Source organism: Mucilaginibacter sp. (assembly GCF_041088075.1).
Lineage (GTDB): Bacteria > Bacteroidota > Bacteroidia > Sphingobacteriales > Sphingobacteriaceae > Mucilaginibacter_A.
Map to the genome: position 1 here is coordinate 26450 of NZ_JBGCVY010000027.1, position 25537 is coordinate 51986.

Genomic DNA, 25537 nt, shown 5'->3' on the forward strand with positions numbered 1-25537 from the left:
TAAGTTTAAACAATTTATTATGAAAACCAAGAACATAAGTTTCAGCACAGCTTTGATGATGCTTCTTTTACCGGTAATAATTTCGTGCCAAAAAGTGGTTGATTTGAAACTGAAAGATGCTTCCGGGCAACTGGTGGTTGAAGCAAACGTTGACAACAACAATACATCAATTGTTAAGCTGAGCCAAAATGTGGCCTTCACCAGCACCAATACTTACCCGCCGGTAAGCGGTGCAACGGTAACCATCAGTGATCAATCCGGCAAAAGTTATACTTTATCAGAAGGGATTGCAGGAAACTATTCGTCCGGCCAGTTGCAGGGTATCAGCCTGAATACTTATAACTTAACGGTGCAAACTGGCGGTAAAACCTACACGGCCCGTTCTACCATGCCGCCAGCCATTGCTTTAGATACCATTACCGCAAAAAATGATGAGTTTAACAACGGCAAAGACCGAAAGGAAATTTCAGTTTCGTACTTTGACCCGGCCGGTATCAAAAACCAGTACCTTTTTTTGATGTATGTAAACGGCGTGCAGGTAAACGGCATTTTTGTTTATAATGACGACCTGACAGACGGCAAGCATGTAACCGCCCAGTTGCGGCAGGACGATATTGATGTTTATCCCGGTGATGTGGTAAAAGTAGAAATGCAGTGTATTGACAAAGCCAATTACACTTATTGGTTTACATTGGAACAGCAGCAGCAGCAAGGGCCGGGCGGCGGTGTTACGCCATCCAATCCGCCAAGCAATCTATCCAACAATGCTTTGGGCTATTTTAGCGCGCATGCCACGCAAACCAAAACAATTGTGGTAAAGTAATAATTGGTGCATGTTCACCAATTTTATGCCGGTAAAAGAAGCATTGCATTGTCATCCTGAAATTTTTTTCAGGATCCCTCTTCCAAGATATTAGCCTTTCTGATGGGATGCCGAAAAAGTTTCGGCATGACAAAGGCACACTAAATTTATGCCGGTAAAAGAAGTATTGCGCTTTGTCATCCTGAAATTTTTTTCAGGATCCCTCTTCCAAGATAACAGCCTTTCTGATGGGATGCCGAAAAAGTTTCGGCATGACAAAGGCACACTGAATTTATGCCGGTAAAAGAAGCATTGCATTGTCATCCTGAAATTTTTTTCAGAAATCTCATGCAAAATAATAGCCTTTCTGATGGGATGCCGAAAAAATTTCGGCATGACAAAGGCACACTGAATTTATGCCGGTAAAAGAAGTATTGCGCATTGTCATCCTGAACTTGTTTCAGGATCCCTCTTCCAAGATAACAGCCTTTCTGATGGGATGCCGAAAAAATTTCGGCATGACAAAGGCACACTAAATTTATGCCGGTAAAAGAAGCATTGACCTGTCATCCTGAATTTTTTTTCAGGATCCCTCTTCCAGGATAACAGCCTTTCTGATGGGATGCCGAAAAAATTTCGGCATGACAAAAACCTAAACGCACCAATTTTTAGGTGGTAAAAGAAGCATAGAAACCTTATCAAAAAAAACCAATAAAGTTTTAACAAATATTTAACTAAATAATTTGCATAAACTAAATAATTAATAATACCTTGTTTTCCTAAACCTAAACAATGAAAACACTGGTACTTGTATTGATTTTTTTGGCGGCCGGTAATTTTTTGCTTGCCCAAAACACAGGTTCTGTTAAAGGTGTAATTGCCGATACCGCCTCCAATATCAAACTGGTCTATGCTTCGGTTGCGGTGTTAAATGCAAAAGATTCTACGCTGGTCAAGTTTACCCGCACCAACGAAAACGGCGAGTTTACAATTGGCAACCTTAAAAAAGGAAAGTTTATTTTACTGGTTACGTACCCGGCTTATGCGGATTATGTAGAGCGGTTTCAGTTGGATTCTGTAAAAAAAGAACAAAATGTTGGCCGCATCAGTATGTTGCTGAAAGAAAGGCTGCTAAAAGAAGTATTGATAAAAGGTACGGCTGCCGCCATCAAAATTAAAGGCGATACCACTGAATTTAATGCGGCTGCTTTTACAATTCAGCCCAACTCTAAAGTGGAAGATTTGCTGAAGCAGTTGCCCGGGATACAGGTGGACAAAGACGGAAAAATTACCGCACAAGGCCAAACCGTAAACAAAGTTTTGGTGGATGGCGAAGAGTTTTTTGGCGATGACCCGACGTTGGTTACCAAAAACATCCGTGGCGATATGGTGGACAAGGTGCAGCTTTACGATAAAAAAAGCGACCAGGCCACTTTTACCGGCATTGATGATGGCGTGAAAAATAAAACCATCAACATTAAACTAAAAGAAGATAAAAAGAACGGCTACTTTGGCAAGGTTTCGGCCGGCGTTGGAACGGATGGTTATTACGAAGGCCAGGCGATGTTCAATAAATTCAAGGCCAAACAAAAGCTTTCGGCTTATGGCACTTTGGCAAATACCGGCAAAACAGGTTTAGGCTGGGAAGACAACAGCAAATATGCTTCTTCTAACAACATAGAGTTTACCGATGGCGGCGGTATTTCGATTACAAATAATGGTCGGGACGAACTGGAATCTTTTGACGGAAGGTACAACAACCGCGGCATACCCGTGGCCAGGACAGGTGGTTTGCATTACGATACCAAGTGGAACAATGATAAAGAATCCATCAATGCCAATTACAAAATTGGCTCTTTGGGCGTTACCGGCACCGATAACAGTATCAACCAAAACAATTTGCCAACGGGCGTACAAAACAGCAACTCAAACCACAGCTTTGACAATTATATGTTCAGGCAAAAGGTAGATGCCATTTATCAGATTAAACTGGACACGGCTTCTAACTTAAAAATAACTGCTGACGGCACTATAAAAAACAACCGGAGCAACAACATTTATCAATCATCAAGTTACGCTGGTTTTGATACGTTGTTAAACCGCAGTAACCGGAGTTTGACCAACAACGGCAACGAGAATATATTTAACGCCACTGCTTTTTATACTCACAAATTTAAAAAGACAGGCCGTTCGTTTTCCTTAAGCCTTAGCGGTGCTTATGATGAAAATGATACAAAAGGTTACCTCAATTCCGACATCCATTTTTACAACAGAATGACTGGTGGTTTGGATAGTACGCAATTGATCAACCAATATAAAACCAGCCATATTTTAAGTACAATTGTGAATTCCAACATTACTTATTCTGAACCTTTTACCAAAGCGTTTTCGGTTATTCTAAATTATGGTTTGGGCTTGAACAACAGCAGTGCCGACCGGAAATCTTTTGATCAAACAACGGTAGGAGAGTACACCGCTTTGAATACAACTTTAAGCAACAATTACAAGTTAAACCAACTGAACAACCAGCTTGGTGCAATTTTTAACTATAAAAAAGGCAAAGCAATTTTAAACTTTGGCACCAGGGCAACCGATGTAAAGTTTGAACAAATAAACGAATATACTAATGACAAGTTTAACCGGAACTTTTTAAATTGGAACCCGCAGGCTACTTATCAATATAAGTTTTCGCAGCAAAAATCTTTACGTTTGAGTTATAATGGTAATACGCAACAGCCAACAATTGATCAGATCCAGCCTGTTTTGGTCAACACAGATCCTTTAAATTTATTTTTGGGCAATCCGGACTTGCGGCCTTCTTTTACCAACAGCTTTAATTTGAATTATAATTCTTATAAAGTTTTAAGCGAACAATACGTTTATCTTAGTGCTGGCTACAACTTAATTTCCAATGCAATTGTTAACAATACAACAACCAACGCAAACGGAAAAACAACTTACCAGTCATCCAATCTTATTGGTAATAGCCCGGCAAACTTTTATCTGTATTCCAATTTTAGCCGGAAGATTAAAATGCTGGATTTTAATGTGGGTATAAACATCAATGCAAACGGTAACACTTCTTACAATTATACCAACAGTGTTTTGAACAAAACAAAATCTTACACTTATAGAAGTGCTATAAACTTGCAAAAGTACAAACAGAAAAAGTTTCAAATATACTTCGATTTTGGACCAACTTATACCGTCAGCGGTTCATCTTTGCAGCCTAATATCAACAACAATGGTTTTGGTTTAAATGGATATAGTTCTTTCAGGGTTTATCTTCCGCACAAAATTGAATTTGGTTATGACGGCAATTACGAGTACCAGGCAAAAACGCAATCTTTTAACCAAAGTTTTGAAAGGTTAATTATCAACCCAACCATCAGCAAAAAATTCTTAAAAACAGATAACCTTAACTTGTCTGTTACGGTTAATGATTTGCTTAACCAAAATGTTGGTTTCAACCGTAGTGCTTATGCCGGCAATATTTCACAACAAACTTATACCACCATCCGCAGATATTTTATGTTTTCTTTAAGTTATGATTTTAACAAAATGGGCGGCACAAAACCAACAAAATAATTATGAAAAAACTAAACTTGTTGATCTTCATCATACTGTTTTTAACAGGTAAAAACTTGTATGCACAATACACCCATTTTTCTACCAATGGCATTATCGAATTTGATAAAAGTGTAAACATGTTTGCACTCATCAAAAAAAGCATTAACAAAGACAACGAAAGCTTTATGCAGCAGGCTTTTGACAGTTATAAAAAAAACAAACCACAATTTAAGGTATTTAAAAGCACACTTAGTTTTTCTAAAGACAAAACGATGTTTACACCTTTGGAAAATACAGAAAGTGGTTCGAACACTTATTTTGATGATAACCCGATGGCCGAGCAGAACAATGTTACTTATACGGATTTGTCTGCCAACCGTATCATCAGCCAGAAAAAAGTATTTGAACAAACGTTTTTGTTGAAAGACAGCACGCGCAAAATCAACTGGAAAATCACCAGTGAAACCCGCCAAATTGCCGGTTACAATTGCCGCCGCGCCAATGCTTTGATCCTGGATTCTGTTTATGTGGTTGCTTTTTATACCGATGAAATTATGGTTCTGGGCGGCCCAGAACTGTTTTCCGGTTTGCCGGGGATGATTTTGGGCGTGGCCATTCCGCACGAAAACATCAGTTGGTTTGCCACCAAAGTTACCGATACAACCGTGTCGGCCAAAGCATTGTCGCCGCCAACCAAAGGCAAAGCGGTAAACGATAAAGAACTGCGTGCAACCTTGCAATCGGCTTTGAAAGATTGGGGCAATTATAAACAAATTGCGATGAAGGCTTTTTTGTTGTGATCGCCCTGGCTTTATCCATACTGTTTTTATGCCCCTAAAATTTACTTTGTACTGATTGCACCGGCAGAACAATTACGGTTTTCCTGCTGTTTAAAATTCAACATAAACAGAAAATACCATGAGTGCATCATTTAAAGAAACGTTTGCCATCGGTGGCGATTTGACCGTAAACCGTTTAGGCTATGGCGCAATGCGCATTACCGGAGATGGAATTTGGGGGCCGCCAAAAGATAAGGCCGAAGCAATTCGGGTTTTGCAACGTGCGGTAGAACTGGGTGTTGATTTTATTGATACGGCCGATAGTTACGGGCCGCATGTATCGGAAGAACTGATTGCCGAGGCATTGCATCCGTACAAAACCGGGTTGGTGATTGCAACCAAAGGCGGCTTAACCCGGACCGGGCCAAACCAATGGCCGATTAATTCGCACCCTGATCATTTAAAAGAAGCGTTGGAAGGCAGTTTGAAACGCCTGAAACTGGAGCAGATTGATTTGTACCAGTTGCACCGCATTGACCCAAATGTGCCTTTTGAAGATTCGTTGGAGTTTTTGAAAAAAGCACAGCAGGAAGGCAAAATCAAGCACATTGGCTTATCGGAAGTGAGCGTTGAGGACATCAAAAAAGCGCAGCAATTTGTCGAAATTGTTTCCGTACAAAATATGTACAGCGTGGATAACCGCAAGTGGGAAGCCGAACTGCAGTTTTGTGCCGAGAACAATATTGCTTTTATTCCGTGGTATCCGTTAAATGGCGGCAACGAAGAAGGCATGAAAAAGATGAACGAACTTGCACAGAAAAAAAATGCCACCGTTCAACAAATTGCGCTGAGCTGGCTGTTGCACCATTCGCCAAATATTTTGCTGATCCCGGGAACTTCGAGCGTAAAGCATTTGGAAGAAAACATGAAAACGGCTTCTATCGAATTAACAACAGCAGATTTGGAAGAACTGGAAAGTTTATCGGCCGTTCAATAAAAAACCAGAAACTTAAAATGCTTCTTTTAGCACACTAAATTTTATGTGCTAAAAGAAGCATTTTAGTTTTTATCAATTTTAAATCTTTTGCCGGAGAAACCTTTATTCTTCGCTGTAACGGTCGTTGCGCCAGGGATAAGCCGTGTTCGAGTAGCCGCGTTCTTCCCAAAAACCAGGTTTATCAGCAGTTAAAAATTGAATTCGTTTTATCCATTTTGAACCTTTCCAGGCATACAATTGCGGCGTAACCATCCGTACCGGGCCGCCGTGTTCTTTGGCCAAAGGTTGTCCTTCAAAAGCATGCACCAGCAAAACATCCGGTTTTAAGGCTTCTTCTAAAGACAAATTTGTGGTGTAGGTATCGTAGCCGTAGCACAAAATATGCGTGGCGGTTTCTTTAGGCTGAACCAAAGCGGCCAGATCAAGCAAGCTAACGCCTTTCCAGTGCATGTTTAACTTAGACCAGGTTGTAACGCAATGAAAATCAGAAGTATCTTTGGTTTGCGGCATCGCCATAAATTCTTTCCAGGTCATGCGGATTGGGTTTTCTACTTCGCCATCAAGGGTTAACCGCCATCGTTCTAAAGGAATGTTAGGTTGATAGCCCAAATCTAAAACCGGCCATTTTATGGTTGCCGTTTGCCCGATCGGGATTTCGGGCATGCCGTGCCGGTTAATTTTGCCCGAACCTTTTGGCGTATCATCAGCGGTGGATGGCGTCAGCTTCATTTTTTCTTCAAAACGGGCTTTCAGTTTCATCCTCGTTTCGATGATGCGGTTCAGTTTTTCCGGTTCTTCCATTGCAAATTGTATCGGCAGGGATTACTAAAATTTAGGTGATAAAAACAGTATGCTAATATGCAGCTAATTCCGGCTTGTCAGATTTTTTTCCGGATAAAACTTCTGCAAAAACCTCATATGAATGCAACCTGGCCTCATGCTCAAAAATATGCGAAGTGGCCATTACTTCGTCCACTTGCGTTTGTGCGATAAAAGCTTGCATTTCTTTTTCGATCTTTTCCGGCCCGCCGATAAAAGCATATTTCATCATTTGCTGTACCGATTCTTTCTCGTAAATATTCCAAATCCGGTCTATATTTTCAATTGGCGGCTGCAAAAGGCCCCGCTTTCCGGTAATCACGCCCAAAATAAATTGCTGTACCGAAGTAGCCAGTTTGGCAGCTTCCTGATCGGTATCCGCAGCAACCACGTTGACACAAGCCATCACGTAAGGGCTTTTTAGATTTTCGGAAGGCTGAAAGTTTTTCCGGTAAAGATCAATCGCCGTTAAAAAATAAGTTGGCGCGAAATGACTGGCAAAAGCATAAGGCAAGCCCAAAGCTGCCGCAACACGCGCGCTATCTGTGCTCGAACCCAAAACCCAGATCGGGATATCCAAACCTTCGCCCGGAATTGCCCTCACTTTGCCGTTTTTGTTTTCTGCGGAGAAGAAATTTTGCAGCTTTAAAATATCTTTTGGGAAATTATGGTCGGCATTAAAATTTTCGCCGCGGATTTCCATCGAGGTTAATTGGTCTGTTCCCGGCGCGCGGCCCAAACCTAAATCAATCCTCTCTGGATACAAAGAAGCCAAGGTTCCAAATTGTTCTGCCACAATCAATGGCGCATGGTTTGGCAGCATCACGCCGCCCGAACCAACGCGGATGGTAGAAGTGCCACCGGCGATGTAACCAATCAAAACCGAAGTTGCCGAACTGGCCACGCCAGCCATATTGTGGTGTTCGGCCAACCAGTACCGCTTATAACCTAAATTTTCGGCATGTTTGGCTAAATCCAAACTGCGTTGAAAAGTAATTGCAGGTGTTGTGCCTTGCACCACGGTTGCCAAATCTAAAACCGAAAAAGAAATATCTGATAATTGCTTTGCAGCCATTTTTATTTTGCTTTAGTGATGTTTAAAAAACAAGCTCAGGTTTAAAACAACTTTTGTTGTTGCTTAATCAAATTTAATTTAAAAAAGCGGAAGGGCAGGGCTGCTTTGGTTATTTGACTTGCAATCCACACAAGCCTGATTATTTAAAATTAAAGCGTTGAATCAAACAACAATTTGGATTATATTGATTAGAAAATTTTGCAATAAATAAATTTTATGCGATAAAAGAAGCATCGTTGCAGATTGTTAACGCGTAAACGGTTTCGGGTAAAATTGCAGGATTGGGAAAGTATTGATCAGTTTATAAATATAAGTATTATAAGAAAACGTTGACACGGCTTTCCATATATTCTTTTGCAATCAATTTAAATAAAGTTTGGTTTTCAGCACATTGGTCAAAACAATATTGGATATTTTCTTTGACCGTAATATCGTTCAAGGAGTTTGCAATTGATTTTAGCAGTTGGAAATAATGGCATTTTACCACTAAAATTTGTTGCAGATGAAATACCAGTGCCAAATCGTTGGATAGCTTGTGCTGGTTTTCGTCTTCATGGTAACCGATTGCCAATTTTAAAATATCATTTGCGGTAGGGCTGCCAATTTTTGCCGGTACTTCTTTTAGCTGCAAAAAAACAGTTTCTATGTGGCCGATCTGTTCAAAAACTTCTGATAAAAGTTCTTCAACCACAAAATGCAAATCCCCAAAACAGGTTTTATCCGCCAAAACGGGTAAACTTTGGGTGAGGCTTTGTAAAATAGAATAAATTTGGTTGAGGTTGAACAAGAAAACTTTGTTGAGCGAATTTTCATTTAACTGCAGGTTTCCACACAAAAAGGGTTTTTCCATGATCTTGATTTTACCGATACAAAAACAGTATTAACGAACATAAATAAAGAGATCGGCAAAAATAAAATACATTAGGCAGGTTTAACGATCCTGCCAGATTTAGGCTTATATTTAACCAAAGAAATATTATTTTTAATTAATAAACAAATAATAATTAAAAATAATATTATTGATAAAATTGTAAACCAAAGCCGATATAAAAAAGCTAAGTCAATAAGCATCATAATGTCCAATTGTTTAGATATTTTTTTAGATTTTTCTAAGAATTCTCAAAGCATTTTTGTAAAATTGCATTGCCCAAAAGCAGCGCCTATAGCTCAGTTGGTTAGAGTAGAAGACTCATAATCTTTTGGTCCCTGGTTCGAGCCCAGGTGGGCGCACCCCAATATTTAAAACGGCCTTTACAAAGGAGTAAAGGCCGTTTTTTATGTTTATACAAATACTTTTGGCTAAAAAGTGCTTAAAACAGAGGATTTAAGCAACTTGCTTTAATTTCTTAAACTGATAGTCTTCAAATCTGTAATTTTAATTCTATTTAAAGATAGAAATTAAGTGAGTGCCTAAAGTTTCCCGCCTGCTTTAAGCATAAATATGCTATTGGCAAAACAAGTTGGAAACGCGCGGGAACAAACTTGTTATCCGAAAAAAGAAACTAAATGCAAGAACAGCCAAACACAAATAAACCAGCGGCCAGCCCAAGCGATCATCTCGCTAATGAACGTACTTTTCTGGCCTGGATCCGTACCAGTATCGCTTTAATGGGTTTTGGCTTTGTGGTGGTCAAGTTTTCCTTGTTTATCAAACAGTTGTCTGTTGTGCTGGCAGGAAAAGTAATCCTGCCCGGTAAAGGTTTTTCAGAGGGAATTGGCATTGCCTTAGTTGCCATGGGTGCATTACTTGCTTTGTTAAGCTATGTGAGGTATTATTATACCGAAAAACAGTTGCTGAACAAAACTTACAAACCTTCTTTTGTGCTTTCTTTATCACTCACCATTGCAATTGTTTTGATAAGCCTGTTGCTGTTATGGTACCTGCTGCCCAGCCTGTAGTGTAATAGGTAAAATACTTTTGTTTAAACTTTTGGCTGACTCATACTAATAATGATGCTTCTTTTACCATGCAAAATTTGGTGTTCCTACCAAACTGAATAGATCCAAAACAAAACCTTCGCCAATTTTTATATGGTAAAAGAAGCATGGTTGTTATCTATGCCAATGCCCTTCCTCCGTTTGCAGCATTGACAAACAGGTGGTTAAAAACAATATTACATTTGCTGTCGTAAATCGCCTTGTCATAAGTATCCGGTAAGTTTTTATCTAAAATATCCTGGATGACAGATTTTACCTGCAACTGGGTTTGATAGTCTTTATGCCAGTTCTGTAATAATACGGTTGGTTTTTCTTGATATAAACGGTGCAGCAAACTTTTGGCTGCAAGTTTTACTTTCTGGTCTTCTTCTTTTGTCAGGTTCTCTTTTTTCAACAGGTCGAAAATTTCAAGTTCCGCTTCAGATAAACCTTCTCTTGCTGCCCGCAGTTCTTCTGCTTTTAACTGATCCACAAAATCTACCAAATCATTAAAATAATCTTCGGTTGCCGATCCGCCAATATTGTATTTATCTATGATTTCCTGAAGCTTTTGGGCAAAGCCTGTACGGGTAATATTTGCGGACATCATTTGCTCTAACTTTCCGGCGATAAAAGCCCTTAAATCTGCAATTTCTATATTTTTATAAGGGGCTTCTTTAAATTGTTCTTTCAGTTTGGCAATGTCCAGTTTGCTCAAATCAATCAATTTCCAAGACTTGATATTGTAATTTGCTTTTTCAGGTTCACCCAGGATATTCCCCGTCTTTTTAAATTCCTCACTTGCTACAATACTCTCGTCCAGCAACTGGCTAATCCTTCTTTTTGCACTGTCTAAATCCCCTCTTTCTGCTTTGCCATCAATAACCTGCCTCAAATAACTGATCACGGCAACCAACGGAAAACCTTTTCTTTTGCCTAATATTTCAGGCCGGCAAGCTTCATACAAAGCATCAATGGTATTGTCGTAAACTGCAAATTGCTTCTTTTGATCGTCATTTTTCAATATCAAATCTGCATACTCATCAAACAAACCAAGCTTGCCAAAAACCAGATTGGCATCCAGAATGCTTTTAAGGTGAACACCAATACTTTGGCAATATTGATCACATTCATTGATGGCATCTTGCAACAGCACATACAACTGGTCTTTTTCCTGCACCGGCGCATCTTCGTCCGGTTGGCCGCTGATACTTGTGCCTTCTCCATAAGAAGCAAAAGCCTTTTTCAGGTTTTTGAAAACGTTATAATAATCAACGATCAAACCATTCTTTTTGGGCTTGCCGTTTATTTCAAAGTCGGTTACGCGGTTTGCCCTGGCAATGGTTTGCATCAGCGTATGGTCTTTCATCGGTTTATCTATGTAAAGCGTAGAAACTGTTGGCGCATCAAAACCGGTTAGCCACATACTGCACACAAAAACCAATTGTAAAGTATCTTCCTTGTTTTTAAACTTGTATTCCAGGTCATAACCGTTTTCGTCCGGCGTTTGCAACCGCTTTCTGTGCGGGCGGATATCCAAACCATTTTTCTCAAATTTCTCTTCTTCCCCGGCTTCCTCACTTACAATCACCGCCATTTCTGCTTTGCGCATCCAATCTAACATCGCTTTTAACAAAGCTTTTTCATTACTATCGGCAGTTGTATTGATTTGGGTTTGTACAGCGCGTTTTTCTTCGTCCCAAAGCCGTTTTACCTTGTCGTACATTTTTACGGCGGTAAACTTATCTAAAGTTACCACCATGCCTTTGCCTAAATAACCACGGCGCGGAAAGTGGTAAACAATATCTTTTGCAATGGTTTCCAAGCGGTCATCGCTTTTCAAAACAGACATTTCCTGGCCAAATTCCCGTTCCAGCCTTTGCTGCTCCTCGTCGGTCAGGTTTTCATCGCTTACAATTTCGGCCAAATCATCATCCAGGTCATTGTTTTGCAAAAGCACTTCGGGCACGCGTTTATGGTAAAACAAAGGAACCGTGGCACCATCTTCCACACTTTGTTTAAAGTTGTATTCTGAAACCGTTGACCCAAACCAATCATTCGTCAGCTTTTTACTGCCAAGCAAAGGTGTGCCGGTAAAGGCCATGTATTGTGCATTTGGCAAACCTGCCCGCATGTTATCGGCCAGGTCTTTATACTGTGTACGGTGCGCTTCGTCAACAATCACAATAATATCGTTCCGGGTACTTAAAACCGGGTAAGCTTTCCCTTTAGGAAACCTGAATTTTTGGATCAGCGTAAAAATATAACGGCGGTTGGTTTGCAGCATTTCCCGTAATTCTCCGCTGTTTTTAGGCTGGCATTTATCGGCTTTGTTTATGGCTTCGGATTCTAAAAAGTTGCGGTAAATCTGCTTGTCCAAATCTTCGCGATCGGTAACGATTAAAAAAGTGTAATTTCCGGTGAATTCTCGGAACACTTTGCGCGAAAAGAAAATCATGCTGTAGCTTTTGCCGCTGCCTTGCGTATGCCAAAAAACGCCCAGCTTGCCTTTATTGGCCTGGTCGGTATTTTCCTTGTCGTGCAATAAACGGGCAGCAAAATTTCGGACAGCATTGTTTACGCCCAGAAACTGGTGGTTTTTGGCTGCAATTTTTATCTGACCGTTATAATAGATCAAAAAGTTTTCAAAATAATCCAAAAGGCGTTTTTTCTCGCAAAGCCCTAAAACGGCGTAATCCAAACTTACCGCATAATCTTTGATGCGTTCCTTGTCCGGCACTTCCTTTTCATCTTCCACCCGCAACCAGTTAAAAAAGTGGCCATAGCCCGAATTAAAACTGCCCACTTTGGTTTCCAGGCCATTGCTTAAAATGCAAAGCGCGTTGTAATGAAAAAGTAGAGGAATATCTTTTTTATAGTTAGTCAGGTTGTCATCATATGCATTGCGCACAGCGATGGTGCTGTTTTTAAGCTCGATAAACAGCAATGGCAACCCGTTTACAAAAAGGATGAGATCGGGCCGCCGCCGGATGTATTGCCCTTTAACCCAAAGCTGCGAAACAATTAAATAGTCATTTTTAGTTTCATCCGCAAAATCAATTACTTTAACGGTAATCGGTTCGTTTTTATGCTGATCGTTTTTTATTTGAACGCTCACCCCGTCGCGGATTAAAAAATAAAGTTCTTTGTTGGCTTGCAGTTCCTGCTGGTCCAGGCGCGTTTTGGTCAATTGTTCTACTGCTTTATCTATGGCGTGGGCTGGCGCGTTGGGGTTAAGTGCGGTCAGTTTTTTCCGTAAAATTGGTTCGATTACCACTTCCGATTCTGCAGAACGGCCGGTTAAATCCTCCATCAGACAATTAAGATGGCGATAGCCCAAACGATCAACAAAAACGCTGATGATTGCTTTTTCGATCTGGTCTTCAGAAATGTGGTTGGCGATAAAAGTCCGGGCCATTTTTGGTTTAGCTTAATTTAAGGTTTTAAACAGGAAGTTTGTAAAACGATGGTATCAACCCATTGCTGTTGTTTTTCGGGATTGTAAAAGCGCGCCGGCGTTTCGAGTTTGCAAAAACGGATGCTTCTTTTATGGCAATAATTTTTGATTAAGCCAACCTGCGTTTTTATGTTTGGGATGCCATTAAAAGTTTTCCGGGTAAAATAAACCGCTTTTAAATTGGGCAAAGTTTCTAGCAGTGCCACTATATTTTTCCATTGCTGCACGTGGCTGTCAATAAAGTCGTCCTCTACATTGGTTTCTTCGCCTTCCGGCACTTCTAAAGCAGCAATCAAATCGGCAAAGTCTATTTTGTGTGCGGCCATAAACGCTTGCTTGCTTAAAAGCGGTGCTTCTTTTAATGGCTCAAAACCAAAACATTGCGGCAACAAGTGCCACAAAAAGTTTCTCGGCCTTCCATAAAAAAAATCCGGGCCGGTAGGGATATCCGGATTAAAAGTGCCTAAAAACAGTATTTCTGTTTGCAGGCTAACCTGGTGTTTTTTGAATTTATGTTGGATTACGGGCATATCAATTCTTCTGTTGCTGCTTTTACTTTTAGCTTGCCGCTGATTAACCTTGGCAATAGGCGATCTCTAATTTGACGAAGTTGTGTGTTTTGCTTTTTTAGTATGATCTCTTGTTCAAAAATAGGATCAGAAATTAATTTAAATCTTTTTAATAATTCTTTTTGAGGAATCAAAAACCTAAGTTTTTTCAAATCTAAAGCACTTAAATGAGCCACTGTAGTTCCGACAATAATTTCATTTAAAAACTCAATTTGAGGTTTAAGAACATGATACAAGAAATATTTAGAAATATCAGTTTTAAGCTTTGGTCTAAATCTAACATTTCGTTGATTAATCCAAGCTTTTACTCCTGCCCATTTACAAAAATGGAACTCACCATCCATTCCAACTAAAATATCTCCATCTAAAACATAATATTTGTCATCTGCTATTTCTGGAGTATAAGTATTTGTTGCCCCTTCTAATAAATCTCTTATTCTTATTACTGGCAAACCTTGTGAATTTTCATTAAATAATTCTGATTTGAAAGGATAGCCATAAGTTACTTCTGCAATTTCATATAAAGATTTCACTTCCCAACCTTCCGGTATTCCCTTTTCAAACTTTGCGTTTTTATATCCTGGAAACCGCATCCGTACAAACCATTCTTTGTAAAGTTGGCGTGCGGTTTCTTCTAATACTTGGATGCGTTGGTTGTTTACTTCTATTAATTCATCATAAGCTGAAAGAATGGAAGCGATATGTTTTTGAATTATTAAATTAGGAACGGATATTTTGAATTTCCGCAAATCCCCCAATAGCAAATTTGTTTGAGCAGAGCCGACAGCAATATCGATTAATATGGGATTTAAAGCCAGTAATTCATAATATAAATATTGCCCAAAAACAATAGAACTTTTCGGTTTTAAAATAGCTACGCTCTTTTGGAAGGTCGTTTGATGAGTTAAAGGTTGATCTTGAGCAATTGCCATTCTGCCAATAGAACCACTATTTGTAATAAGAATATCACCTGGGCTTAATCTTGTTCTTCTATGAGTATCAAGAAAATCAGCTTTCGTTATTTGCCTTCCTCTTTCATAATTCAACTTTCCATCAAATACATCTTTTGCACTTAAAAAATAATATCCTGAATTTTCTTCATCCTGACAGTCGCCATGTTTGCCATCGGTAATCAAATCACAAACATCTCCTAACTTATATATTGACTTGTCTTCCATTTTAAAACAACGAAACTAAGTTTTCTTCAATTATTTTTTCTAAATCAGCAGCTTTCTCATTCAAAGCATTCAAAACTTCATGCCTTTCCTTCATCTCCGCCAAAAACTCTTCTTCTGTTAAACCGTCTTCTTCAATCACCACACCAACATAACGGCCGGGGTTTAAGCTGTAATCCTGTTCTTCAATTTCTGCTAAAGTTGCCGCTTTGCACAAACCAATTACATCTTCGTAAACACCATTTGGGAAACGTTCGTTCAGCCAGTGGATATGCGCCTGGTAATAAGCCGCTTGATTGCTCGCGGATTGGTGCACTTTTTCGGCCTCGTCTTTTTCTTTTTGGGCTTTGTTTAAAATCGTGGCGGTTTTGTTTTGTTCGGCTTTCAGTTGTTTGGCATCGCCTTGCGCTGCGGTAATTTTTTCCTGCAGGTTTTCCCAATCCGCTTTTGCCTTTTCATAAACCGATACTGTTTTTAGCACTATATTTTTGTGTTCTGTCGCTTTGGCTTCATGCGCATCTGCCTGTTGCTTGTATTTTTCGAGCAGTTGGGTTAAGCGTTTTGTTTCACCACGGTACAAGCGCACAATGGTTGCAATATTTTGGATGTGCTCTGCGGTAAATTCGCGCAAGGCACGCGTAACCTGCCTGAAAATATTTCGGGCATCTATAAACAATACCGTCGCCTCCCGGCCTCCCTCAACAGGGGAGGAGAACGAACCAGCTTTCGATTTATCAAAAAACCACAAGGTAGCAGGCAAGGTAACGGTGTAAAACATGTTTTTGGGCAGGGTCAACATGCAGTCAATCACGCCGCTTTTGATTAAGTTTTTACGGATTTCGGCCTCGCTGTTCCGCGCATCGCTGGCACTGTTGGCCATCACCAATGCCGCCCTGCCAGTTGGTTTTAGCGAAGTGGCAAAAAGGATGATCCATAAATAATTGGCGTTCGGAACGGTATCCGCTTCTTTCTCTTTGTTTTTGCTGCTGCTTTTGGTTTTGTTTTGCGGGATGCCGTATTCGCTGAAACGCTTTTGGCTTTTTATCCTTTCCAGGTTTACGTCATCTACATTAAAAGGCGGATTGGCCATTACAAAATCAAAGCTTTCGTAACTGTCGTAAGGGTCTTCGTAATAACTGTTGGCTGGTTTTATTTCGCCGCGCAGGTTGTTTACAGCCAGGTTCATCCTTGCCAGTTTCACCGTTTCCGGAGTCCGTTCTACACCGCATACATACAAGTTTTTGGTGTCTGTATCGTGCAGTTCCTCTTTCCGGCGGTCAACAAAGTAAGAGCTTTGCACAAACATGCCGCCGCTGCCGCAGGCCGGGTCCAAAATTTTGCCCTGATAAGGTTCTATAATTTCCACCATCAGTTTTACCACGCTGATGGGCGTAAAAAATTCGCCGCCGCCCTGGCCTTCCGCCAAAGCAAACTCTGCCAAAAAATATTCATACACTTTGCCGAAAACATCACCGCTTGCATCTTCCGGAATATCTTTAAAATATTTTAACAGCGTTTTTGGCAGGGTTTTGTTGTGGTCGGTTACCAGTTTAAAATACTCGTCTTTAGGCAGACTTCCTTTTAAATCCGGTTTATAAAATTCAATCTTTTCCATGGCCACTTTAATGGCTTTGGCAATGTCTTCTTTTTCCGGCAGGTTGAGCAGATAGTCATATTCGGCTTCGGGCGGCAAATAAAAGCCGCATTTATCAATAGCGATATCGGGCCGCTCTCTTTGTAAACGGCTGTTTTTTTGCGCTTCCAGCTCTTGCTCAATCTCGTTTTTAACTTTGTTATATTTGATAGAAGCAAAGCGAAGGAAGATCAAACCTAAAATTGGCGTTGCGTATTCGCTTGCTTTCAGGCCGCTATCAACCCGTAGTTTGTCTGCTGCCTGCCAAAGGCTGGTTTCTAATTGCTTAAGTTGTTCTGCTGTCATGTGTTTATCAGGAAAGCAAATTACAGAAAAGAAATACAGTTACCGGCTTAAGAAAATGAGATTGTTTGGTGGAACGAAGGTGATGGTTTGAACCATCGAACGAACTGTTTGTACCGATAGTTGCAATCGTATTTTTAGGTGATAAAAGAAGCATTGGCTTTAGTCATCCTGAAATTTTTTCAGGATCTCTCTTACAAAATCATAGCCTTTCTGATGGGATGCCGAAACAAGTTCGGCATGACAAAAACCTAAAGCACAACAATTTTTAGGCGGTAAAAGAAGCATTGCCATTAGTCATCCTGAAATTTTTTCAGGATCCCTCTTTCAAGATCATAGCCTTTCTGATGGGATGCCGAAACAAGTTCTGCATGACAAAAACACACCCATTTTTACCTGGTAAAAGAAGCATTGCCGTTAGTCATCCTGAAATTTTTTCAGGATCCCTCTTACACAGTTTTAACCTTTCTTATGGGATGCCGAAAAGATTTCGGCATGACAAAAACATAAAACAGACCAATTTTTACCCGATAAAAGAAGCATTGGCCTGTCATCCTGAAATTTTTTCAGGATCCCTCTTCCAAGATCATAGCCTTTCTGGTGGGATGCCGAAAAAATTTCGGCATGACAAAAACACACCAGTTTTTACCCGATAAAAGAAGCATTAGCATTAGTCATCCTGAAATTTTTTCAGGATCCCTCTTCCACGGTTTTAACCTTTCTTGTGGGATGCCGAAAAGATTTCGGCATGACAAAAACATAAAGTACACCAATTTTTGCATGGTAAAAGAAGCATTGCCGTTGGTCATCCTGAAATTTATTCAAGATCCCTCTTCCAAGATCATAGCCTTTCTGATGGGATGCCGAAAAATTTCGGCATGACAAAAACATCAACACCAGTTTTTACCCGATAAAAGAAGTATTGCCAAAACTTTTTATAATCTTCAACCCAAAAACTTTTATTGGCCAAAAGTTGTTTCCCCAAGAACAATGAAATACCATTTGGCCCGATTTCTCCTGATTTTATTTTTATTGCAAAATACAGTATTGGGCGAATTCCTTAAATTTCCCTTGCTGTTGCAGCATTACAGTCAGCATGTGCGTTTGCACCCCGGCACTACGGTCATCGGTTTTTTAAAAATGCACTATTTTGATAAAACCGTTGTGGACGATGATTACGCCCAGGACATGCAACTGCCTTTCAAAACGCTGGACAACCACAATTTAATAATCCAATTGTCCATGCCTCCGGCCGTTGTCGGTATTGCTTGTTTGCACCCTTTTTACCTCGAACCAAAAACTGTTTATTTTTCTGCTTTCATCCCGCACAATTTTCCTGGCAAGGTTTTTCAGCCTCCAAAATCAGCATAAATTATCCCCAATTATTTTCTGTAATATTTTTGCAGAAGTATTATTATTGAAGTTGTTTAAACTAATTTCCAGATACTTCTTTTATCGGGTAAAAATTAAGGTCATCCCCCTAACCCCCTTCAAAGGGGGAAAAGGGCCAGGGTGCCTACCTTGCTCCGAATTTTTAAATTTTAGAAAGGTAGGCGACAGGCTTCCCCTTTTGAAGGGGGCAAGGGGGATTTGGTTGTTGTTATAAATAGCCTTATTCTTAAAAAAACAAAAGTTTAAACATGTTATTAATTTAAGCTGATAAAAATGATTGATCGAATTATAGAATTCTCGGTCAGGAACAAGCTTATTGTAGGTTTATTGGTGTTGCTGATGAGTGCTTTTGGCATTTATTCGGCATCGCGTTTGCCTGTAGATGCCGTTCCTGATATCACCAACAACCAGGTGCTGCTCATCACCGTTTCGCCATCGCTGGCCGCGCCCGAAGTAGAACGCCTCATCACCATGCCGATAGAAAGGGTGATGGCCTCATTGCCCGAACTAAAGGAAATGCGCTCCATTTCCCGTTTCGGCTTGTCAAACGTTACCGTTGTTTTTAATGACGATGTGGATATTGCCCGCGCCCGCCAGCAGGTAAGCGAGCGGCTGAACCAGTTAAAAGGCGTGATCCCGCCAAACATTGGCGAAACCGATATGGGGCCGGTAACGACTGGTTTAGGCGAAGTTTACCAATATTACGTGGTGCCAAAACCCGGGTACGAAAACCGCTACACGCTGACCGAACTGCGCACGTTGCAGGAATGGATTGTACGGCGGCAGTTGCTGGGCGTTCCCGGCGTGGCCGATGTAAGCAGTTTGGGCGGAAAACTGAAGCAATACCAGGTGGTCATCAACTCCGAACGTTTAAAAGGCATGGGCATTACTTTGGACGATTTGTACAATGCCGTGCAGCAAAACAATGAAAATACCGGCGGTGCTTACATCGAAAAAGGGCCGAACGCTTACTATATCCGCACCGAAGGCATGGCCTCCACTTTAGAAGACCTGCGGAACATGCCGGTAAAAAACATCCGCGGGCTTCCGTTACGCTTAGGCGAAGTAGCCAACGTGCGCGAAGGAGATGCTTTGCGTTTTGGTGCGATGTACAACGACCATTACGGTGAAGTTGCCGGTGCCGTTGTATTGATGCTGAAAGGCGCCAACGCCATGCAGGTGGTAAAAGATGTAAAGCTGCGGGTAGAAGAAATCAAAAAACGCCTGCCCGAAGGCGTAACCATTGTGCCTTATTACGAACGCAGCAAAATGGTGGGCAATTCCATCTCCACCGTTAAAAAAAACCTGATCGAAGGCGCATTGATCGTCATTTTTGTGCTGGTTATTTTTCTCGGAAACCTACGTTCGGGTCTCGTAGTTGCTTCCGTGATCCCGCTTTCGATGCTGTTTGCGCTCATCATCATGAACTTGTTTGGCGTTTCGGCCAACCTGATGAGTTTGGGCGCATTGGATTTTGGGTTGATTGTAGATGGCGCCGTGATTATTGTAGAAGGCGTGATGCATCATTTACGGGATAAAATTAAGGCAAATAACCGCGGCGATTTTTCCCAGGAGGAAATAAACGAAGAAGTTAAAACTTCGGCTTCACGGCTGATGAACGCGGCCATTTTCGGGCAGGTGATTATCCTCATTGTTTACCTTCCTATTTTAAGTTTGCAAGGGATTGAAGGCAAAATGTTCAGGCCGATGGCAGAAACCGTTGCCTTTGCACTCGTTGGCGCGTTCCTGCTTTCCATCACTTATGTGCCGATGATGACGGCCTTGACCATCAGTAAAAAAGCAGAACAAAAAACCAATTTTTCGGATAAGCTGATGGCTTTCGTCCACAAATATTATTCGCCATTATTAGAAAAAGCTTTAAAACATGCCAAAATAGTTATGCTGATAGCTGTTGCGCTGTTTGCCGCTGCTTTTTTTATTTTCCGGTCTTTGGGCGGAGAATTTATTCCGCAACTGGAAGAAGGGGATTTTGCCCTCGATGCCCGTTTTCTGCCCGGCACCTCTTTAACACAAACCATCAAAGGGATGCAAATGGCTTGTGATGAACTGAAAAAATTCCCGGAAGTAGAACAGGTAACCTGCCGGATCGGTTCCGCAGAAATCCCAACCGACCCAATGTCGTTGGAACAATGTGATGTTTTTATCATCCTGAAAGATAAATCACAGTGGAAAACGGCGCATGATTACGCTGGTCTGGAAGATGCTTTTGGCAAAGCGCTTGCCCAAATCCCCGGTTTAAATGTTGGTTTTGAGTATCCCGTGCAAATGCGTTTTAACGAGCTGATATCCGGTGCAAAGCAGGATGTGGTTGTTAAAATATTTGGCGACGATTTGCAGCAATTGTCCAGCCTGGCCGGAAAAGTAAGCAGCTTGGCCGGCAAGGTAAAAGGCGCGGCAGATATTTATACCGAAAAAATAACCGGCCTGCCGCAATTGGTGGTGCATTATAACCGTGCTGCTTTGGCGCAATACAACCTCAGCATTAACCAGGTAAACCATGTGGTGAATGCTGTTTTTGCAGGGGAAAAAGCAGGAAGTATTTACGAAGGCGAGCGGCAGTTTGATGTGATGCTGCGGATGGCCGACACGGCGCGTTCCAACTTTAACAATTTGGATCAGTTGCAGATCAATACGCCGAGCGGCGTGCAAATCCCTTTAAGCCAGGTGGCAACCATTAGCATTAAAGACGGGCCAAACCAGATCCAGCGGGAAAACGGGCAAAGGCGCATTTCGGTTTCTTTTAACGTGCGCGGCCGCGATGTGCAAAGCGTGGTGAGCGACCTGCAGCAGCAGATCCAGCAAAAAGTTAAAATGCCCGCCGGATATTATGTAGATTATGGCGGCCAGTTTGAAAACCTGAAATCGGCCAAAAAACGTTTGGCCATAGCTGTGCCGGCTTCGCTGTTGTTTATTTTAGTGCTGCTGTATTTTGCTTTTAACCAGGTAAAAGAAGCATTGCTTGTTTTTTCGGCGATACCTTTGGCGGCTATCGGCGGCGTTTTTGCTTTGTGGGCGCGCGGCATGTCTTTCAGTATTTCTGCGGGCGTTGGCTTTATTGCCTTATTTGGCGTAGCTGTTTTAAACGGCATTGTTTTGATCAGCGAGTTTAACCGTTTGCGTGCCGAAGGCGAAGAAGACACGGACGAATGCATCCGCAAAGGGACCAGTAACCGGCTTCGGCCTGTGCTGATGACTGCTACCGTAGCATCTTTGGGTTTCTTCCCGATGGCTATTTCTACCAGTGCCGGTGCCGAAGTGCAGCGTCCTTTGGCTACCGTTGTTATCGGCGGCTTGATTACGGCTACCTTGCTGACGTTGGTTGTGCTGCCGGCTTTATACAAACTTTTTGCCGCGGTCAAATCTTCCAAAAATCAACCTAAAGCTACCGTTGCCGCTGTTGTTTTGATTTTTCTTACGCTTCCTCTTCACGCACAGCAGCCGGTTGGAAAAGCGATCACCATAAATGATGCGGTAAAAGAAGCATGGGCCGGAAACGCTTATTTAAAAGCTGCACAAAACCGCACTTTGGCCGCCGGTGCAAATTTGGGCACGGCATACGAAGTGCCGAAAACGCAGTTGCAGTTTGACCAGGGGAGGATCAACAGCGCGAATACCGACAACCGCGTTTCGGTGCTGCAAAATTTCCCGCTGCCAGGTGTTTATCAGGCGCAGCACAACTTTTTAAAGGCCGAAGCCGGTTTAACCGCTTTGCAGGAGGAAGCTTTGCGCAACGAGCTGGCTTACCAAGTGCGCGACGTTTACCTGCAAATGGCTACCGATTTGGCGAAGCTGCAGTTGTTAAAAGTACAGGATTCGGTTTATACAGAAGTGATCCGGCTGGAAAAATTAAGGTTTGATTTGGGCGAGACTTCCCGCATCAACCTAACCAGTGCCGAAGCCAGGGCCGGAACGATCAGAAACCAGCGTTTGCAGCTTTTGTCAGAAATCAACATACTGCAAAGCCACTGGCAACTTCTGCTCGGCACCAAAATGCAGCTTTTGCCGGTTGACCAATCGCCTCCTGCGTGGCAACAAAATTTTTCTTCGGATTCTTTGGCCGCATTAGAAAACCCGGAAGTAAGGCAGGCCAAACAGCAGGTTACGGTCAGTGGTTTGCAGGTCAAAGTAAACCGTTCGCGCCAATTGCCCGAAATTACTTTAGGCTACAACAACCAAAGTTTTGTGGGGCCGGATATTCGTGACGGCAATGTTTTGTTATTGCGCAGCAACCGTTTTTCTTCTTATCTGGCTGGTGTTAACATTCCGCTTTTTCTGGGTTCTTACCGTTCGGCCGTTAAAGCTGCCACTTTGCAGCAAAAAGCGGCAACTTATACCTTAACGGCCAAACAAAACGAGTGGCTGGAACAATGGCGGCAGGCCGTAACGCGCTACAACCAGCAAATACAATCCATTAATTATTTTGAAACTTTGGCCTTAAACCAGGCAGCGGAACTGTTGCGAACGGCTACGCTGTCTTTTAAAAGCGGCGGCATCAGCTATATTGAATGGGTGAACCTGTACAACCAGGCCATACAAATCCAAAACGACCGGCTGGATGCCTTGCTGCAGTTAGACCAAACCATCAACACCATCTGGTATTACCAGGCACAACCTCAAAAACCATGAAAATTAATTATATCATTATATTAACCCTGTTGCTTTTAGGTTGCGGAAACAGCAGCGATAAAAAAGATCAATCCGAACCGCAGCAACAGCAGCCAAAGGAAAAAAACAACAGCATTGCGTTTGATTCGGCACAAATTAAAAACGGCGGAATTGATACCGGCCGTTTATCCATGCACCCGTTATCGGGCTTTGTGCAAGTGAATGGACAAGTAGATGTACCGCCCGAAAACTTGATTTCGGTAAACGTACCGCTGGGCGGGTTTTTAAAACAAACAGCGATGCTGCCCGGCGAACCGGTACACAAAGGACAAGTATTGGCCACGGTTGAAAACCAGGATTACATCACCATTCAGCAGGATTACCTGACTTCAACCAGCCGCATGGTGTTTTTAAAGCAGGAAATGGTACGCCAGCGCGAACTGAGCCAACAGCAGGCCAGTCCGCTAAAATTATACCAGCAATCGCAGGCAGACTACAACAGCGAGCAGGCGCAGGCGGCAGGTTTGGCGCAAAAATTAAGGATGCTCGGCATTAACCCACAGCGGTTGTCGGCCTCATCCATCAAACCCTATATTACCATTTTTTCGCCTATTTCGGGCTACATATCCAAAGTGGACGTGAACATCGGAAAATACATCAACCCAAACGATGAACTGATGCAATTAGTAAATACAAGCGACATCCACGCCGCTTTAACCGTTTTTGAACAGGACATCTCCAAAATAAAAATCGGCAACAAAGTAAAAATAACACTGCCAAGTATTCCGGGCCAAACTTTTCCCGGAAAAATAATTTTGATCGGCAGGATGCTGGACAGTTCGCGAAGCGTAATGGTGCATTGCCATTTCCTGAAAACCGATCCGCGCCTGTTGCCCAATATGTTTTTACAGGCATCCATCGAAACCAAACCTCAAAATACGATGGCCGTTCCGGATGGCGCTTTAATTAATTTTGGCGGAAAGCCTTTTATTTTTGCCGCCAAGCCTCAGCCTAAAAACGCAATGCTTTTCAGCATGATCCCTGTTGAGATTGGTATCCAGGAAAATGGCTGGAACGAGATCAGGCTCAAAAAACCGGAACTGGCCAACCAATTGTTTGTGCTGAAAGGCGCATTTTCTATTTTATCGGCGATGAAAAACACGGGCGAAGAAGATTAATTTTTTTGAAACAGAGTTTGAAATACGGTGGATTTTTGTTCAAATCTTTAGAAGCTGTTTAAATTTGATTCAGAGAATATATTTTGGAAGAAATTCATTGCCGTTGGCTTCAGCCAACGGTTGCATAAATTAGAAAGCAGGCTTTAGCCGAATATAAGATATTTTTTTTGGCTAAAGCCTTTTAACGCCCGCTATTGTTCCGTTGGCTAAAGCCAACGGCAATTAAAATATATATTCAAATCCGTTTTTAAACAAATCCTTACATATTTTTAGAACTGATCACCATGCTTCTTTTACCCCTATAAAATTGATCTTGATTTTATACCGATAAAAGAAGCATCAAAAATAAACCAAACAAATTTTTAAAGTTATCATTGACAAACTGTGCGGGACAAACAATCCCTTTTTTTAAATGAACAATAATGGACGACGTAAAAACTAAAGCAGAAACCAAGGCAGAGCGCGAATATGTGATCCAAAAAGTACAGCCTGCTTTGCTGGGTTTGATGGATGGTTCTGTTTCTACCCTGGCGCCGATTTTTGCAACAGCAGGTTTAACCGGGCGGCCGATCGAAGCTTTTTATGTTGGCCTGGCGGCATCATTGGGCGCAGGCATCAGCATGGGGCTTGCAGAAGCACTGTCTGACGACGGAACGGTTACCGGCCGGGGCGCACCAATAACACGCGGTGCCATTACGGCTTTTTCTACGGCTTTTGGTGGTATGCTGCACACCTTGCCGTTTTTAATCGGCAACCTGCAAACGGCTTTGCACCTGGCTTATATGGTGGTGGTGGTAGAACTGCTGATCATTGCATTTATCAGGTATCGGTTTATGAAAACGCCCTTGGTTTCCACCATTTTGCAGGTAATTGTAGGCGGCGGGATTGTGTTTGTGATCGGGATATTTTTAGGGAAAATAGGCGCTTAACCCATTTTTAATCCAAAACCACCGATACTGTTTTTACCGGCATAAAAACAGTATTGGCTATTCGGCTTAAAGCAAACAGATCCTGTTTTTACTGAAAAGATTACACCTTCCCATACTTCTTTTACCGGTATAATTTCAGTTTCTTTTCGGAACTTAATTTTTTGCGGTAGCGTATAACCGCCAAAAAATCCACAGGTTTTTATTGAAAAATAACGAACGACAGGTGGTCAATTAATTTTATGCGAAGCTGTTTAAACTTAATTCCGGATGCTTCTTTTATGGCATAAAATTAAGGACACACCCCTTGCCCCTCTCG

17 protein-coding genes and 1 tRNA gene are annotated in these 25537 nt (G+C 41.7%); 11 read left to right on the top strand and 7 right to left on the bottom strand.

Annotated features, from left to right (window positions below):
• Positions 1 to 19: 19 nt before the first annotated feature.
• The 4 genes from V5804_RS06055 (at position 20) to V5804_RS06070 (ending at position 6148) form a co-directional block, all read left to right on the top strand.
• Positions 20 to 823: a DUF4249 domain-containing protein gene (locus tag V5804_RS06055; protein ID WP_369590482.1), complete on the top strand. Its 804-nt coding sequence runs from the start codon at positions 20 to 22 to the stop codon at positions 821 to 823.
• Between the two features lie 771 nt (positions 824 to 1594).
• Positions 1595 to 4390, top strand: a complete 2796-nt coding sequence (locus tag V5804_RS06060) for an outer membrane beta-barrel family protein (RefSeq protein ID WP_369590483.1) — start codon at positions 1595 to 1597, stop codon at positions 4388 to 4390.
• A gap of 2 nt (positions 4391 to 4392) precedes the next feature.
• On the top strand, positions 4393 to 5172 hold the full coding sequence (locus V5804_RS06065; RefSeq protein ID WP_369590484.1) for a GLPGLI family protein: 780 nt from the start codon (positions 4393 to 4395) through the stop codon (positions 5170 to 5172).
• Positions 5173 to 5290: 118 nt separating this feature from the next.
• Positions 5291 to 6148, top strand: coding sequence for an aldo/keto reductase (locus V5804_RS06070; RefSeq protein ID WP_369590485.1), 858 nt, complete (start codon positions 5291 to 5293; stop codon positions 6146 to 6148).
• 102 nt (positions 6149 to 6250) lie between these two features.
• Here the strand turns inward: V5804_RS06070 and V5804_RS06075 are convergent, their stop codons facing one another.
• The 3 genes from V5804_RS06075 to V5804_RS06085 all read right to left on the bottom strand — a co-directional run bounded on the left by V5804_RS06075 (position 6251) and on the right by V5804_RS06085 (position 8892).
• Positions 6251 to 6949: a sulfite oxidase-like oxidoreductase gene (locus V5804_RS06075; protein ID WP_369590486.1), complete on the bottom strand. Its 699-nt coding sequence runs from the start codon at positions 6947 to 6949 to the stop codon at positions 6251 to 6253.
• Between the two features lie 52 nt (positions 6950 to 7001).
• The gene (locus V5804_RS06080; RefSeq protein ID WP_369590487.1) at positions 7002 to 8042 is read right to left on the bottom strand and encodes an LLM class flavin-dependent oxidoreductase; all 1041 of its coding nucleotides are present in this window, start codon (positions 8040 to 8042) and stop codon (positions 7002 to 7004) included.
• Positions 8043 to 8358: 316 nt separating this feature from the next.
• On the bottom strand, positions 8359 to 8892 hold the full coding sequence (locus V5804_RS06085; protein WP_369590488.1) for a DUF892 family protein: 534 nt from the start codon (positions 8890 to 8892) through the stop codon (positions 8359 to 8361).
• A gap of 306 nt (positions 8893 to 9198) precedes the next feature.
• On the opposite strand from V5804_RS06085, the gene V5804_RS06090 reads away from it, so the two are divergent.
• Both V5804_RS06090 and V5804_RS06095 read left to right on the top strand, forming a co-directional pair.
• Positions 9199 to 9272, top strand: a tRNA-Ile gene (locus V5804_RS06090).
• Between the two features lie 276 nt (positions 9273 to 9548).
• Entirely contained in the window at positions 9549 to 9941 is a 393-nt protein-coding gene (locus V5804_RS06095) for a YidH family protein (RefSeq protein WP_369590489.1), read from the top strand.
• A gap of 157 nt (positions 9942 to 10098) precedes the next feature.
• On the opposite strand, the gene V5804_RS06100 is transcribed toward V5804_RS06095, so the two are convergent.
• The 4 genes from V5804_RS06100 to V5804_RS06115 are packed head-to-tail and all read right to left on the bottom strand — an operon-like array spanning position 10099 to position 17099.
• Positions 10099 to 13377 (bottom strand): type I restriction endonuclease subunit R, encoded by a 3279-nt coding sequence (locus tag V5804_RS06100; RefSeq protein WP_369590490.1) that lies wholly within the window; start codon positions 13375 to 13377, stop codon positions 10099 to 10101.
• A 17-nt stretch (positions 13378 to 13394) separates the two neighbouring features.
• Positions 13395 to 13946, bottom strand: a complete 552-nt coding sequence (locus V5804_RS06105) for a hypothetical protein (protein ID WP_369590491.1) — start codon at positions 13944 to 13946, stop codon at positions 13395 to 13397.
• Positions 13937 to 15163, bottom strand: coding sequence for a restriction endonuclease subunit S (locus V5804_RS06110; RefSeq protein WP_369590492.1), 1227 nt, complete (start codon positions 15161 to 15163; stop codon positions 13937 to 13939). The genes V5804_RS06105 and V5804_RS06110 overlap by 10 nt, the downstream gene beginning before the upstream one ends.
• Position 15164: 1 nt before the next feature.
• Complete coding sequence (locus V5804_RS06115) at positions 15165 to 17099, bottom strand: N-6 DNA methylase (protein WP_369590493.1); 1935 nt, start codon at positions 17097 to 17099, stop codon at positions 15165 to 15167.
• Between the two features lie 368 nt (positions 17100 to 17467).
• Here V5804_RS06115 and V5804_RS06120 point away from each other — a divergent pair, with 368 nt between their 5' ends.
• The 5 genes from V5804_RS06120 to V5804_RS06140 all read left to right on the top strand — a co-directional run bounded on the left by V5804_RS06120 (position 17468) and on the right by V5804_RS06140 (position 25221).
• Positions 17468 to 17752 carry a hypothetical protein gene (locus V5804_RS06120; RefSeq protein ID WP_369590494.1) on the top strand — a complete coding sequence of 95 codons (285 nt, stop codon included), beginning with the start codon at positions 17468 to 17470 and terminating at the stop codon, positions 17750 to 17752.
• Between the two features lie 334 nt (positions 17753 to 18086).
• Positions 18087 to 18467 (top strand): hypothetical protein, encoded by a 381-nt coding sequence (locus V5804_RS06125; protein ID WP_369590495.1) that lies wholly within the window; start codon positions 18087 to 18089, stop codon positions 18465 to 18467.
• 294 nt (positions 18468 to 18761) lie between these two features.
• Complete coding sequence (locus V5804_RS06130; protein WP_369590496.1) at positions 18762 to 23135, top strand: CusA/CzcA family heavy metal efflux RND transporter; 4374 nt, start codon at positions 18762 to 18764, stop codon at positions 23133 to 23135.
• Positions 23132 to 24292, top strand: a complete 1161-nt coding sequence (locus V5804_RS06135) for an efflux RND transporter periplasmic adaptor subunit (RefSeq protein ID WP_369590497.1) — start codon at positions 23132 to 23134, stop codon at positions 24290 to 24292. Before V5804_RS06130 ends, V5804_RS06135 begins: the two co-directional genes overlap by 4 nt.
• Before the next feature lie 422 nt (positions 24293 to 24714).
• On the top strand, positions 24715 to 25221 hold the full coding sequence (locus tag V5804_RS06140; RefSeq protein WP_369590498.1) for a hypothetical protein: 507 nt from the start codon (positions 24715 to 24717) through the stop codon (positions 25219 to 25221).
• The last annotated feature ends 316 nt before the right edge of the window (positions 25222 to 25537 follow it).

Coding starts and splice junctions, on each gene's coding strand:
- V5804_RS06110 (WP_369590492.1), bottom strand. CDS start 15,163: ATGGAAGACAAGTCAATATATAAGTTAGGAGATGTTTGTGATTTGATT.
- V5804_RS06055 (WP_369590482.1), top strand. CDS start 20: ATGAAAACCAAGAACATAAGTTTCAGCACAGCTTTGATGATGCTTCTT.
- V5804_RS06105 (WP_369590491.1), bottom strand. CDS start 13,946: ATGCCCGTAATCCAACATAAATTCAAAAAACACCAGGTTAGCCTGCAA.
- V5804_RS06140 (WP_369590498.1), top strand. CDS start 24,715: ATGGACGACGTAAAAACTAAAGCAGAAACCAAGGCAGAGCGCGAATAT.
- V5804_RS06135 (WP_369590497.1), top strand. CDS start 23,132: ATGAAAATTAATTATATCATTATATTAACCCTGTTGCTTTTAGGTTGC.
- V5804_RS06080 (WP_369590487.1), bottom strand. CDS start 8,042: ATGGCTGCAAAGCAATTATCAGATATTTCTTTTTCGGTTTTAGATTTG.
- V5804_RS06100 (WP_369590490.1), bottom strand. CDS start 13,377: ATGGCCCGGACTTTTATCGCCAACCACATTTCTGAAGACCAGATCGAA.
- V5804_RS06095 (WP_369590489.1), top strand. CDS start 9,549: ATGCAAGAACAGCCAAACACAAATAAACCAGCGGCCAGCCCAAGCGAT.
- V5804_RS06070 (WP_369590485.1), top strand. CDS start 5,291: ATGAGTGCATCATTTAAAGAAACGTTTGCCATCGGTGGCGATTTGACC.
- V5804_RS06075 (WP_369590486.1), bottom strand. CDS start 6,949: ATGGAAGAACCGGAAAAACTGAACCGCATCATCGAAACGAGGATGAAA.
- V5804_RS06120 (WP_369590494.1), top strand. CDS start 17,468: ATGACAAAAACACACCCATTTTTACCTGGTAAAAGAAGCATTGCCGTT.
- V5804_RS06085 (WP_369590488.1), bottom strand. CDS start 8,892: ATGGAAAAACCCTTTTTGTGTGGAAACCTGCAGTTAAATGAAAATTCG.
- V5804_RS06065 (WP_369590484.1), top strand. CDS start 4,393: ATGAAAAAACTAAACTTGTTGATCTTCATCATACTGTTTTTAACAGGT.
- V5804_RS06060 (WP_369590483.1), top strand. CDS start 1,595: ATGAAAACACTGGTACTTGTATTGATTTTTTTGGCGGCCGGTAATTTT.
- V5804_RS06115 (WP_369590493.1), bottom strand. CDS start 17,099: ATGACAGCAGAACAACTTAAGCAATTAGAAACCAGCCTTTGGCAGGCA.
- V5804_RS06130 (WP_369590496.1), top strand. CDS start 18,762: ATGATTGATCGAATTATAGAATTCTCGGTCAGGAACAAGCTTATTGTA.
- V5804_RS06125 (WP_369590495.1), top strand. CDS start 18,087: ATGAAATACCATTTGGCCCGATTTCTCCTGATTTTATTTTTATTGCAA.